This is a genomic window from Nostoc sp. (assembly GCF_036917535.1).
Taxonomy (GTDB): domain Bacteria; phylum Cyanobacteriota; class Cyanobacteriia; order Cyanobacteriales; family Nostocaceae; genus Nostoc.
This window is the reverse complement of sequence record NZ_JBALDA010000053.1, coordinates 18,547-31,456: the sequence shown is the minus strand read 5'-3', so window position 1 is coordinate 31,456 and position 12,910 is coordinate 18,547. Positions and strand designations below refer to the sequence as shown.

Annotated in this window: 15 protein-coding genes and 1 pseudogene; 7 read left to right on the top strand and 9 right to left on the bottom strand. The window is 39.6% G+C overall.

Translation table 11 applies throughout. The annotated features are described in order from the left end of the window. The first annotated feature begins 149 nt into the window (after positions 1–149). Complete coding sequence (locus tag V7K56_RS17750) at positions 150–362, top strand: hypothetical protein (RefSeq protein ID WP_334912184.1); 213 nt, start codon at positions 150–152, stop codon at positions 360–362. Between the two features lie 394 nt (positions 363–756). Here V7K56_RS17750 and V7K56_RS17745 read toward each other — a convergent pair whose 3' ends face one another. After that, complete coding sequence (locus tag V7K56_RS17745) at positions 757–1,128, bottom strand: hypothetical protein (protein WP_334912183.1); 372 nt, start codon at positions 1,126–1,128, stop codon at positions 757–759. Between the two features lie 356 nt (positions 1,129–1,484). Between V7K56_RS17745 and V7K56_RS17740 the strand changes: the two genes are divergently transcribed. Then, positions 1,485–2,642, top strand: a complete 1,158-nt coding sequence (locus V7K56_RS17740; RefSeq protein ID WP_334912182.1) for an extracellular solute-binding protein — start codon at positions 1,485–1,487, stop codon at positions 2,640–2,642. Here the strand turns inward: V7K56_RS17740 and V7K56_RS17735 are convergent. Genes V7K56_RS17735 through V7K56_RS17725 form a run of 3 tightly spaced genes read right to left on the bottom strand, consistent with a single transcriptional unit; the run spans position 2,632 to position 4,202 of the window. Then, positions 2,632–2,769, bottom strand: coding sequence for a hypothetical protein (locus V7K56_RS17735; protein ID WP_334912181.1), 138 nt, complete (start codon positions 2,767–2,769; stop codon positions 2,632–2,634). The genes V7K56_RS17740 and V7K56_RS17735 overlap by 11 nt on opposite strands. A 47-nt stretch (positions 2,770–2,816) precedes the next feature. Continuing rightward, entirely contained in the window at positions 2,817–3,368 is a 552-nt protein-coding gene (locus tag V7K56_RS17730; RefSeq protein WP_334912180.1) for a hypothetical protein, read from the bottom strand. A 54-nt stretch (positions 3,369–3,422) separates the two neighbouring features. After that, on the bottom strand, positions 3,423–4,202 hold the full coding sequence (locus V7K56_RS17725; RefSeq protein WP_334912179.1) for a class I SAM-dependent methyltransferase: 780 nt from the start codon (positions 4,200–4,202) through the stop codon (positions 3,423–3,425). A gap of 156 nt (positions 4,203–4,358) precedes the next feature. Between V7K56_RS17725 and V7K56_RS17720 the strand changes: the two genes are divergently transcribed. Both V7K56_RS17720 and V7K56_RS17715 read left to right on the top strand, forming a co-directional pair. Continuing rightward, positions 4,359–5,246: a LysR family transcriptional regulator gene (locus V7K56_RS17720; protein WP_334912178.1), complete on the top strand. Its 888-nt coding sequence runs from the start codon at positions 4,359–4,361 to the stop codon at positions 5,244–5,246. Between the two features lie 44 nt (positions 5,247–5,290). Then, a pseudogene (locus V7K56_RS17715) lies at positions 5,291–5,897 on the top strand (Uma2 family endonuclease). On the opposite strand, the gene V7K56_RS17710 reads toward V7K56_RS17715, so the two are convergent. Further along, a complete protein-coding gene (locus tag V7K56_RS17710; protein ID WP_334912177.1) occupies positions 5,892–8,543 on the bottom strand; it encodes a U32 family peptidase in 2,652 nt (883 codons plus the stop codon). The pseudogene V7K56_RS17715 and the gene V7K56_RS17710 sit on opposite strands and share 6 nt — an antisense overlap. Positions 8,544–8,786: 243 nt before the next feature. Here V7K56_RS17710 and V7K56_RS17705 point away from each other — a divergent pair, with 243 nt between their 5' ends. Both V7K56_RS17705 and V7K56_RS17700 read left to right on the top strand, forming a co-directional pair. Then, positions 8,787–9,203, top strand: coding sequence for an element excision factor XisH family protein (locus V7K56_RS17705; protein WP_334912176.1), 417 nt, complete (start codon positions 8,787–8,789; stop codon positions 9,201–9,203). Beyond that, complete coding sequence (locus tag V7K56_RS17700) at positions 9,191–9,523, top strand: XisI protein (protein ID WP_334912175.1); 333 nt, start codon at positions 9,191–9,193, stop codon at positions 9,521–9,523. The genes V7K56_RS17705 and V7K56_RS17700 overlap by 13 nt, the downstream gene beginning before the upstream one ends. Positions 9,524–9,705: 182 nt before the next feature. Here V7K56_RS17700 and V7K56_RS17695 read toward each other — a convergent pair whose 3' ends face one another. Then, positions 9,706–9,969, bottom strand: a complete 264-nt coding sequence (locus V7K56_RS17695; RefSeq protein WP_334912174.1) for a Txe/YoeB family addiction module toxin — start codon at positions 9,967–9,969, stop codon at positions 9,706–9,708. Continuing rightward, on the bottom strand, positions 9,950–10,201 hold the full coding sequence (locus tag V7K56_RS17690) for a hypothetical protein (protein WP_334912173.1): 252 nt from the start codon (positions 10,199–10,201) through the stop codon (positions 9,950–9,952). Before V7K56_RS17690 ends, V7K56_RS17695 begins: the two co-directional genes overlap by 20 nt. A gap of 234 nt (positions 10,202–10,435) precedes the next feature. On the opposite strand from V7K56_RS17690, the gene V7K56_RS17685 reads away from it, so the two are divergent. Continuing rightward, the gene (locus tag V7K56_RS17685; protein WP_334912172.1) at positions 10,436–11,557 is read left to right on the top strand and encodes a hypothetical protein; all 1,122 of its coding nucleotides are present in this window, start codon (positions 10,436–10,438) and stop codon (positions 11,555–11,557) included. Between the two features lie 63 nt (positions 11,558–11,620). Here V7K56_RS17685 and V7K56_RS17680 read toward each other — a convergent pair whose 3' ends face one another. Next, entirely contained in the window at positions 11,621–12,526 is a 906-nt protein-coding gene (locus tag V7K56_RS17680) for a WD40 repeat domain-containing protein (RefSeq protein ID WP_334912171.1), read from the bottom strand. Between the two features lie 82 nt (positions 12,527–12,608). Continuing rightward, positions 12,609–12,866, bottom strand: a complete 258-nt coding sequence (locus tag V7K56_RS17675; RefSeq protein WP_334912170.1) for an AbrB/MazE/SpoVT family DNA-binding domain-containing protein — start codon at positions 12,864–12,866, stop codon at positions 12,609–12,611. Positions 12,867–12,910 lie beyond the last annotated feature (44 nt).

Here is a 12,910-nt window from a genome sequence, read left to right as displayed (position 1 = left end):
ATTTTATTGCTGTCCTAAGCTCCCTGTCCGTTGCTATACAATAGCCAGAAACTCTTAACTTCTCTGTGTGTCTATGCGTAAGAGCGTCTTTCTAGCAATTTAAACTATGCAACTTTGTTTACCTTCTTATTTTTCAGGAGAATTATCTGATGAAATTAGTAAAAAAGCTTGGTATTGCTACCGCTAGTGCTGTTGTCGGTATTACTGGTATTGGTGCATCTTCTGCGGCACAAGCTGTACAGCTATTTGATTTTCAATACTCTTTTCCCAGTTATGAAGCAAATGGTACAGGGATTTCCGCTAGCGGCACTCTTACTACCACCGATCTAGATCCTATAAAAAACAATTACAGCAATAACTAGCAAAAGGACAGCCCAAGGAATTACTGAGACAATCATCGGGTTGCTCTCACCAGGTACATACGGAATCAATGATAAATTTTTAAATACAAGTACACCGTTACTAACCCAGAACGGTTTTTCTTACCTGGTTTCTGGAAGAGGGGAAGACGGAAATGGCAACGTTAACGTATTTTACAGTAGTTTGGATGAAGGTTATTCAGACTTACAAGTAAATATATCACACTATTACGTAAATATATGTAATAGTGTGTTTAAGTTTTTTATCAATTTGATAGCTGGATTAGTTGCTTATACTTATTTAATATATGCTTACAAAGCTATCAGTTGACATTAAACCTAAAGGCTTGCCATCTACCTTCAACCATTCTTTTAATTCGTTGAACTCAAGTTAAATTTAGTGAATTCTCTCTCTAAGTAATTGTTCTTCTAAAGCCGCAATGCGATTGTACGCTGCTGTTAATTGTGCTGTCAGTCGTTGTATTTGAATTTCTGGTGTTATATTATCTCCAGCTTGACGATGTGTATCTAGATAAATGCCATCTGTCAACACATCCTTGTGTTCCATTTCTGGATTTAAATTGTTACGTCCTTTAAACTGGTAGCCTCCAGCCGCGCCATTTTGTTGGCAATTATCCTTTGCTTGTGTATTCGCTAAAGAACACTCTGAGAAAGTTTGAGTGACTTTACCATCAAGCTGCTCAATTACTTGGCACAGGTCATCCAGCTTTTGGCTTAAAGTCAGGATCTGCTGCTGTAATAGCTCCATTTAATACCTTTATTCGTACATTTTCTATATGTTATTCAATTTACTCCCAACCTTAACGATACTTATGGATTTTTTAAGTATTGATAATTTTTGGTGGAAATGTAACATTTAAATCATTAGTTCTAAATACAAGTAAGATTCCACCATAAGTACCATCAAGTAAATATATGGATAAAAATTAATCTTTAGGTAGTAATTTGACAAAAAATCGCTAATTTGAGTCAAATATTCAAAATTAACCCTATTATTAAGAAAAAATACCGATAATTCTCCAGATCCACTTTTTCAGCTAGTTAGCCACTGGTAAATCTCTGCTTAATATTAAGTATAATCAAAAATCTCAAAATCCAAAATCAATGGATCGACGGTCTTTTTTGCTAGGTACAAGCACACTGGCACTTTCACAACTGCTTTTTGGCTGTGGTGGAAACAAGCAGACGCAACTAAAAGTACAGTTATTAAAAGGTTCTATACCTGGTCAGGTGGTGAATCAATTCCACAAAGGTTTGCAACAACGGGTACAGTTAAAGTTTACTCCAGTTGGGCATATACAGGATTTATTTCAGCAATTACAAAATTGGCAGCAGAAGCCAAAAACCAGCGATGAGCAGGGATGGCGTCGCTTTATACCCTTTAGGCAAGGTCAAAAAGCAGCTGACACAGACCTAGTGACATTGGGAGATTACTGGCTACAAGCAGCTATTGAACAGAAATTGATTCAACCACTCCAAGAAGTGCAGGGAAACCAATTAAAGCAGTGGTCTACTTTAGATGAAAAATGGAAACAACTGGTAACGCGTAACGATCAAGGTATTTTGGATACTCAAGGGAAGGTGTGGGGTGCACCTTACAGGTGGGGTAGTACAGTAATTATTTATAACCGTGACAAGTTGCGAAAATTGGGATGGACGCCCAAAGATTGGAGTGATTTGTGGCGAGATGGAATGCAGCAGCGTATTTCCCTACTCAATCAACCACGAGAAGTTATTGGTTTGGTCTTAAAAAAACTGGGAAAATCTTATAATACTGAGAATCTTGACCAAGTACCAGACTTGGAAAAGGAATTACAGATATTAAACCAACAGGTGAAGTTTTACAGTTCCAATCACTACTTGGAACCTCTAATTATAGAAGACACTTGGTTAGCGGTTGGTTGGTCAAGCGATGTATTGCCTATTCTGGGACGTTATCCGCAGCTTGCCGCAGTTATCCCCCAGTCAGGAACAGCAATTTGGGCGGACTTATGGGTACGTCCCGCAGGGATTACTGAGGATACTTTATCAGATCAATGGATTGATTTTTGTTGGCAACCAAGCACAGCTAAACAAATTTCGGTGCTAACTAAAAGTAATTCGCCAATTTCTACAAATATTGCCGCTTCCGATATCCAAGAACCATTATGGAGTTTGTTAGAGAGCGATCGCAAAGTTTTTGATAAAAGTGAATTTTTACTTCCGTTATCTCCATCAGCAATAAAACAATACGAGTCTTTATTCGCCAAAATTAAGGTTTAATTGGGAATTGGGCATGGGGCATTGGGGAGGCAGTGCGTTGGGGAGCCAGCGCGGTCTTGGGGGTTTCCCCCATGAGCGACTGGCGTCCGGCAATGCCCGACTTTAAGCAACTGGCGTCATTGGGCATGGGTTATTGATTCTCCTTTTCCAGCGGTTAAAAACCTAATCAACTTACTAGAGTGAACGCTGTAACCCTATCTTGTTCTTAATAGTGGTTTGGATACTGCATAAAGCTGGACTTATACTAAAGTTGCAAGTGTAGGTTGCCAAGGGTTCTTTTTGATAATTAAATACCCGGACGTTGTAACCAAAGTTCCGTGCAGCGCTACCCAAGCGATTTACGAAGTCGTAGCGCTCTATATACTCTAGTAAGCTCCAAATTTGCTGATTCACGATCAAGTCTACTCGTGCAGGTTCTTTGTTAGAAGCTGGATATGCGATCCAATTATCCAATAGCTTTTTCTCAGAGTTTTGTTGTGCCCACCATAAACTGGGAACGGTTAATCGTTCTGGGTGAATGGTGGTAGCTGTGATTATATAGTCTTTTGGCTTGGTCAATAAGTCTAGTTCTAAAGGCGCACTAGAAGGCGACGGTATTGAAGGGGTCTGTGCTAGTGAGGGCGGGACTAGTAAAGCTGTAAGGCTAATGGTTAGTAGTAATGAAAACGATGTCTGGCGATGGCTGCGCCAACGCCAAAGGCGATCGCACAATTTAAATATATGCATAACTGATACTAATTTATAATTCGTTATGAAGACACAAGTTAAAATTGGCACAAATTAAAGTTTAACGGCAACGATGCGAATTCTTCGATAATCTGCTGTCCAAGTTCCTTGTTGATATAGTGTTGGCTTTAGATATTCCTCGATGACGGGAATTATTTGTATTTGTTGCTCAGGTGAAAGTCCTGCTAAGAAAGGGCTGGCAAACATTTTAATCCAGTTTGCGATGCCAGCTTCTCCCTCTGCTAGGGGAGTTGGGCGAGGAAACAGGATAGCATAAATGACATCAAAGCCTTGATGTTCTAAGAGGCTGCTGTATTCACCAATGCTGGGGTAATACCAAGGATTCTCTACTTGTGCTTGAGGGATACCAATGGACTCTAAAGCACTGTATAAAGCTGTGGCGATCGCCTTTACATTCCCTTTACCCCCAAATTCTGCCACAAAACGCCCTCCGGGTTTTAGGGATTTATATATGGAAGCGATCGCGCTATCTGCTTCTTTTACCCAATGTAGTACAGCGTTGGAAAACACAGCATCTAATGGCTTATCTACTTGAAAGTTCCTAGCATCAGCAACATCAAAGCGGATATGGGGATAGTTTTGTCTTGCCTTTTCAATCATCGCAGGTGCGTTATCAATTCCCCATACTTGGGCACCGGCTTGGGCAATTTTATCGGTGAGTTGTCCAGTACCACAGCCAAGATCCAAAATCGATTCTCTTGGCTGGGGGTTGAGTAATTGCAACAAGTCTTCACCATATTGCCAGACAAAGGCGTGTTTATCTTCGTAAAGCGAAGTGTCCCAATTATTATTGAGTGTTGAGATATTATTCATAAAATTGTGAAATTACAATGTGTTGATTCACCAATCCTCAACCATCTGCTTGAGGTTCATGAATACCTAATCACTACAGTAAAAAAGATTTTTAATTATGTCCAATATATATTTTGACGTTAACTAATATTTAAAAGATATGAGTTTGGGTAACAAATGGAACTACGGCATTTGCGCTACTTTGTCATCCTGGCAGAGGAACTGCACTTTGGGCGGGCGGCAGAACGCTTGCATATTGCCCAACCCCCCTTGAGTCAACAAATTCGGCAGCTAGAAGGGGAATTAGGTTTTGAACTGTTTCACCGTACGAAACGAAATGTGCAGTTAACAGAAGCGGGACAAGTGTTTCTATGTGAAGTTCAGCAAATTTTCAGGCAATTACAACAGGCAATTCAAGTTGGGCGGCAAACCAGTCGGGGCGAAATTGGACAGTTAGTGGTTGGCTTTGTCAGTTCTGCCACATATAATATTTTGCCAACTATTCTGCGAAGCTTTCGTAGTTGTGTTCCTGGTGTGAGTTTAGAGTTACACGAACTAACTACAGATCAACAGCTAGAGTGGTTGCGAGAAGGTCGAATGGATGTAGGATTTGTGCGTCCACCTGTTGATGAGAATAGATTTAATTGGGAGATTATTTTTCAAGAATCGCTGGTGGTGGCATTACCTGAAGCACATTTGCTAGCCAATGAGTCTGATGTGTGTTTGACATCGCTTGCCAATGAACCATTTATTTTATTTCCTAGAATATTAGCGCCTGGACTTTACGATTTAATAATCAGTCTTTGCCAACAAGCAGGCTTTAGTCCTAATGTTACTCAGGAAGCTATCCAGATGCAAACGATTGTCAGCTTAGTAGCAGCCGAGATGGGTGTGGCGCTCGTGCCAGCATCTTTGCAAAATATGCAACGGACTGGAGTAGTTTATAAAAGTGTACAAGAATCTACTCCAAAAGTCGGCATTGCGATGATTTGGCGAAAAAATGAGACATCCCCAATCGTGCTTAGATTTGTGGAAATAGTTAGACAAGTTGCAAACCAATTATGAACAAAGGGTGTCTCGTTAAGAAATTCAATATATAGGACTCCGATTTGATTTCTGAAAACATACTGAGACTGAAAAGCCTGTTTTCTCAGGGTTGTTATGAACTACACGATGGAGTGATTGTTGAAATACAGCCAGTAGGAGACCATGAAGAGATTAATGGTTTTTTAGCTGGTGAAATAACTTTAGAGTTCAAACGATTAAAATTCCCATACCTCATACCCAAGCAAGCACTAGTTAAGATTCCTGACAAAGAATCAGTTTATTCACCTGATGTGATATTGAGAAATCAAAATAATCTTTCAGCACAACCAATGTGGAAAAAATCTTCAACGGTGATTCAAGCTGCATCGGTTCCCCTAGTTATTGAAGTCGTCAGCACTAATTGGAGAGATGATTATGCATCCAAGCTGGTTGACTATGAAATTTTTGGCGTTCCTGAATACTGGATTGTTGACTATTTAGCTTTGGGCGGTAGAAGGTATCATAGGTAATCCCAAACAACCGACTATTTCGATTTATTATTTGGTGGATGGTGAGTATCAAGTTAATCTGTTTTTGGGAAATGACCGCATCATATCGCCTACATTCCCAGAATTAAACTTGACCGCCGAACAGATTTTTCATGCTGGGCGTTCAGAAAATCAATTATAACCGCAGTGCTGACACTCCCATCGGTCCACGAGTCACACCCAGTTGATTTTGCAACTTCAACTCGCGCCAGAGTTGGGAACCTGTAATCTCACCTTGCAATAATTGACTATAAAAATGTATTGTTTTACTCACTTGCTCTGGTGTTTCATTCACAAATTCGATGCGAAACTGACGTAATCCCAGTTCTATGAGGCGTTGTACGTACTCGGCTCCCGTTTGAGCAGTGCCGTTAAATACAGTATTTCGGCAACCTACATCTGCTTTGAGGACATGTTCGCTACCAACGCGATCGCGCAATTTCACTTCCTGCTTTTCACAAGGTCGTCCACAATTAGTGTAATCTGTACCCGTCGAGAGAAAGGCGCAAAATACACAATGCTCCATGTGGAACATCGGTATATGTTGATGGATTGTCACCTCAAACCACTGGGGTGGACAACTGGTGAGCAGGTCTTGCAGTTGGGTAATATTCAGGTCATAGGATGCCGTCAGCCGTTCTAAACCAAAGTGTTGTTGAAAGTAATCTGCTGTTAAGGGATTAGCAACGTTGAGCGAAAAATCTCCGATACAACGGTCTGCTGCAAAAAATTGCAGTTGGTCATAGTTCCGCACCAGATAGCCATCTGCTTCACAGGCACGTACTTGCTGCAAAATCCAATTTTCTCCAGGTTTGGTAATTCGGGGTGGTGCAACCCAGATGGTGGGGAGTGGGGAGTTAGGAGTTAAGAGTGCTGAGTTATCAGTTAAAAGTGAGGAATTGTCTGCTTTGTTTTTTTGCTGTTGCTGGCGCACCATTTGCACCGCTTCTTGGTAGGCACGGGGGTCTTCAAATTCACAGTAAAGTGTTTGGATTCCCGCTTTGAGTGCTACTTGAAGTTGCTTGAGATTTCGTACTAGGACGATGAGTGAAGGAGATATAGCTTTAGCTTCCCGCAGGTTGGGAGATGAGGATAATGAGGAAGGGAGTAAGTTTTGGAAAGAGACATCAGAACGTAATTGCCAGCGTTTGGGTTGACTTCGCAATTCTTCCAACTGCGCTACGATTTCCCGCCGCATCCGATTCAACTCACTTACGGGTAGCATAATAGCACCAATGAGGTGGTTGGTTAGTGTTCCTAAACAGAAAGGTGTGTTACCGAGACGACCCAATTGTTCTTGTAAACGCTCTGTATCTAAGGGTTTAGTGTGCGCCTCCACCAGAGAAATTGCAGACTCTACTTGTACAATATTACCGAGTCGATCGCGAGCGATCGCAATCAATGGCTGACCAACTTCTCCATAAACCTCCAAGTCAATGGGACGTTGATATTGGGGATTTTCGCCAGCAAAACTTTGACGTAGTTGCTTATCGAGTTCTGGATCGCTGGTTTTCCAAATGCGATCGCCTATATGCACTCGGCGCAGGTTCAAGTCATTTCGCCCAAATGTCAGCAAAGTTTCTTTACCTTTGGACGCCACAGCATAAACTCGGCCACCTTCTTCCTTCACTTCTGGATGACCGCAATCAAATACAATTCCATCTCCTGGTTTTACGGGCGCTTGCAATTTGACTGTTACCTGTTCGTTGTGAATGCGGATAACTTCACCCAGATAAACCCCACGTTTTTTACCAAAGCGGGCGTGAACTAGTTCCTGATTATTAATTCCGCTAAACCAGCCCGTATAGAGTCCGCGAGAAAATGCCATTTCTAGGTTGTAGTGTTCTTGGTCTGATTGACCTCTTTCTCTTTCCTTTGTATGCAAAGGAGTTAAGGGATTAGGTCTTTCCAATTGCGTCATTACTCCATCCAGAGCTTGCCGATAAACACGGGTGACATTAGCAACATACTCTGGAGCTTTCAGGCGGCCTTCAATCTTGAGAGAGGTTACTCCTGATTTCACCAAATCTGGCAAAATATCTAACCCTGCTAGGTCTTGAGGACTGAGTAAATATTTGCGTTCTTTTAAATTCACAACTTCCCCATCAGCGATTAACTCGTAGGGCATCCGGCAAGCTTGGGCACATTCACCTCGGTTAGCAGAACGTCCGCCTAAAGCCTCACTAGTCAAACACTGACCAGAATACGCCACACACAAAGCACCATGAACAAAGACTTCCAAGGGCAGAGACGTTTCCTGTTGGGCAATTTGCTGCTGTATTTTATTGATTTCTTTGAGAGAACATTCACGCGCCAGCACTACCAATTGACAGCCAAGGGACTTGGCAAATTTCACCCCAGCTGCACTCGTGATGGTCATTTGGGTGGAAGCATGGATGGGAAAATCGGGGGAAAGGTGACGGATGAGACGGCATATACCAATATCTTGAACGATCGCCGCATCCACACCAGCTGCAATAATTGTGCGGAGATATTGCTGTGCTTCTGCTAGTTCTTTGGGAAATATTAGTGTGTTGATAGTGACATAACCCTTTACGCCGCGACGGTGTAGAAATGTCATCAATTGAGGTAAGTCCGCCTCAGTAAAATTTTCTGCCCGCATTCTGGCGTTGAAGCGATCTAAACCGAAGTAAATCGCGTCTGCCCCATTTTCCACAGCAGCTTTAGCACAGTCCCAATTACCTGCTGGCGCAAGTAGTTCAGGACGTTGAAGGGAAGGTTGGGAAAAAGGGCGTAGGCGTAGCCCATCGGAGATATCGCTTTTCATTAAATTTAGGCAGGGTTAACTAGCACCATAGTGATTTTATCGAAGTTATTCAGGGATGGGGTGATCGCTCTTTCATCTGCGGTTCATTCAATCCTCTTCTCCTCTGCATCTGGAGTAAGTAGACAGGTGAGAAGAAACAGAACTATATTAAATTTAGTTAAAAAAAAGCTTCGTTAGGTTGTCAATGTATTAATAAAATGAAAATTTTTAAATCAAGCACTGCCATAAATTGGAATTAAACCTGTGTCTGCTAAAGATGCTTTTCATACAGTTGTCAGAACAGCACTTGAGAAAGATGGCTGGTTAATCACTCACGATCCTTATGCTCTCCAGGCAGGAACCCTTGAATTATATATTGATTTAGGAGCAGAAAAAGTTATTGCAGCCGAAAAACAAGGACAAAAAATAGCTGTTGAAATTAAAAGTTTTCTAAGTCCATCAAAAATCACAGAACTTTATGCTGCATTAGGACAATTTATCATTTACCGAATTGCTTTACAAAAACAAGAAGCCAATCGGACTTTATATTTAACGTTTCCTAGTACTGTTTACAATGAATTTTTTATCCTTCCATTTATCCAATCTGTAATTAAAACTAATTATCTCTGTTTACTAATTTATAATATTGAACAGGAGGCGATCGCCCAATGGCAAAGATAGACGAATATCGACAGTATATTAAGAATTTACTTAAACAACATGCTAATACTGTTTGGGATAATCGCATTCAAGCACAGATAATTTTCGATACAGAACACGATCATTATCAATTAGTTTATGTAGGTTGGCGCGAACAAGACCGCATATATGGCCCTGTTCTCCATTTAGATATTATTAACGAGAAAATTTGGATTCAGCAAGATGGAACAGAGATAGGAATTGCTAATGAATTGGTTGAATTAGGTGTCCCAAAAGAAGATATTGTTTTAGGTTTTCAGTTACCATCTGTGCGTAAATATACAGATTTTGCTATTAATTGAAGGCTAGTTTCAAGCCGCATTCAACAGCTAATTTTAAGGTTATTGACAATTTCAGCCATTTTCTACGAGCTTGTTTTTTCCTTATGATTGTATCTGCGATCGCTCTCTTGTTTTGCTTCCCATCATTGGATTAAAAAAGAGCGATCGCTTGAAATAAAATAATATTCCAGCCTCAATAGCCTTTATTGCTCATAATGATATTTGCAAGTCAAAATAATCAATAAATCTTCTTGCACTTTGTAAACTAATCTATGTTCATCTGTGATCCGCCTTGACCAGTAACCTTGTAGTTCATATTTTAATGGTTCTGGTTTCCCTATCCCCGCAAAAGGATCTTTTTGTATATCTCTAATCAGTTCCAATATTTTTCTGAAAATTTTCTTGTCTTCTGTTGCCCACTGACCTAATTGTTCAAAAGCTTCTGGTTCAAAGGCAACTTTTTTCATATTCATCTAAATCTACATAAACTAAGTTGCCTTTTTCTACATTCTCCAAAGCTTTAAGCAGATGTTTTTTATTAGTTTCTGATTTTAGAAGATAGGTAGTTTCATCTTCTTCAACTGCTGTTTCAACTAACACTATGACTTCTACAATAGTTCCTTCTGGTAATTCCGTTGCAGACAGTTCAATCTTGCCATCTTTTCCAACAATAGCCTTTTGTTTAATTCCACTAAGCATAATTGGTATGGCTCTCCCATCTTTATTATCTTATTGTAACTGTGTTTGACTGTGATTAGATTTGAGCGATCGCCATCTTTATATTCTGGGGTTTTTTAAAAGGGCGATCATTATTAGACAGAATAGAACTCAAATTGGGAATACTGAGTAAAGTACAGGTATTTGCTGTGCAAAATCGAAGCGACTTTCTACCAGACATCACACTGCTGAAATTGTAGTAACTAGGAGAAGATCATGAGTTTACCAGTGACAGTAACCTTTATGCTTACTGATTGGGTTGCCAAAGGATTGGCAGATGGAACTTTTGAACGAGTTGGGGGTGTAATTCGAGATGTAAAGACAAAACAAATCGTTAGTTGGTTACGGGAGCAGGGAGCAAATAATTTTAGTGGAAGTCTGCAAGTAACTGAAGGAATTTTGCAGGTAACTAGTGCAGTCAGTATACTTAACCTTGGTGTCTCAGTTATAGGCTTTGCTGTAATAGCACAACGGCTTAAGGAATTAGAACAACGCTTACAACAAGCGCAAAAACTGTTAAATAACATTAATAATAAAATCGACCTTAGTTTCTATGCAAATTTTCGTGCTGCAATCGAATTAGCAACTAATGCTTTTACGATGACTAAACCTGAAAATCGCAGAAGCAGCGCACTACAAGCTATTAACCGCTTTTTAGAAGCAGAGCATATTTATACTGAATACACAGATATCGAAATTGAGCAAAAAAGCCAAATTGCTGATGAATATCTGCTGACTTTATCTTTAGCTTACCTAGCTGAAGCACGTTGCTATTTAGAATTAGAAGAACACGATACAGCACTTCGCCGCTTCCAAGAAGGGTCAATAATTATTCGTTCTCGTATTCAGAAATATGTTAAGCTTCTGCTTACTTTTAACCCAGCAGTATACTTACAGCCTCAGTTCAGAGGTCAGATTGATTTGCGTAGACTAACCCGAATTTACCAATGGCTCGACCCAACTTTGGATGAAAATGCAGTCTTTGATATGCAACGGATGAATTTATTCATGTTGGCTCAAGACCCTAATAAATGGGTAGAATCAATACCAGCAGCAATTTGGGATTCCAAAGTAGATTGGGTAGGAAAAGCAATTTGGGATGATCCTAAGCCGCAGATTTACGCACGTCTTCCTAAAACTTTGGCTGTAGTTGAATCTATGATTGAAACCAATTGTCGTTTTGAAGCATATCAAACAGAAGTACAAGCAATATCCCAATTAAGAATCAGCTTTCATGACTGGCTTAAATTAACTCCATCAACAGAAATTAAACCAGACGGCGCAGAATTAATGTATATAATTCTATCCAAACCTTTAGAATTATACCCTTGCATCTGAATTAAGTTCTTTGCTGTGTAGAAGCGATGCGACTTGCTACTAGAAACGTGCTGCATTTTCGTTTCAATCACACTGCCAAATTTTGATAGTTTTATCGTGGCTACTACTAGCTATCGTTTGACCATCAGGACTAAAAACAACAGACATAATATAAGATTCATGACCACAAAGAGTGCAGATTTCTTGCCATGTTTTTAAGTTCCATAACTTAATTGTTTTGTCATCACTACCACTAGCAAGTATTTCATTGTTAGGACTAATAGAGACCGTTGTTACAGTATTAGAATGACCATTTAGAGTATTATAAATATCCTCCAATTTTGTTAAATCAAAAATTTTGATACTTTTATCTGCACTACCACTAGCTAATATGTTTCCTTCGGCACTAAAGGTAACAGAACGAACTTTACTACTATGCCATGACAAATCTTGAGTTAATTTTCCAGTGCCTATATCCCACAGCTTAACTTTATCATCCCATCCACCACTAGCAAGAGTTTTGCCATCATAACTAAAAGCAACCGATTCAACTAATGAAGAATCAGGAGATGTGAATGTATGAATTTCCTGCCTTGTTTTCAAATCCCATAACTTAATTGTTTTGTCATTACTACCACTAGCCAAAAGTTCTCCATTACGACTGATAGCAACTGATGTAACTGATTCATAGTGTCCAAATAGAGTTTGAATTTCTCGTGCATTTGCCCAGTTCCAAATCTTAACTGTTCTGTCTGTAGCAGCACTAGCAAGAATTTCTCCGTCAGGACTAAAAGTAACTGCACGAACTATCCCTTTATGACCAGAAAGAGTTTGGATTTCTTGTAAAACTTTTAGATTCCATAATTTAATAGTTTGGTCATCACTACCACTAGCAATAATTTGTGCATTTGGGCTAAATGCAACTGAATTAACTCCTGCAAACCAGCCTTGATGTCCAGTAAAAGTATGTGTACATCTCCAGTTTTGCATTTTATAACATCTCCTATACTTAATCCTTAGCTGAAAAATATAACTTATTAAAAATAGAGCTTATTATAAATTTAATAATAAATTAACTATTACATAATTCCTCTACACCTTGGCGAATTGCATTGTCGATATCCTCAAGAGTTTTAGGTTTTCCTTGATGTTTTAAACAACCTGCTACATCATCTAATTTAGTTTCTGGAAAAAGTTTCTTAGGCTTTAAAAGAATTCCATCACCCATATCAATAATAATAAATTCTTGACCTACTTCCCATTGATGAGCTTCCCGCAAAGATTGGGGAATAATTACTTGTCCTTGAGGAGACAATTTGGTAATTTCCATTAACTTAATAAGTAAAAAACTAAGAGTAATATAAAGATTTTAGC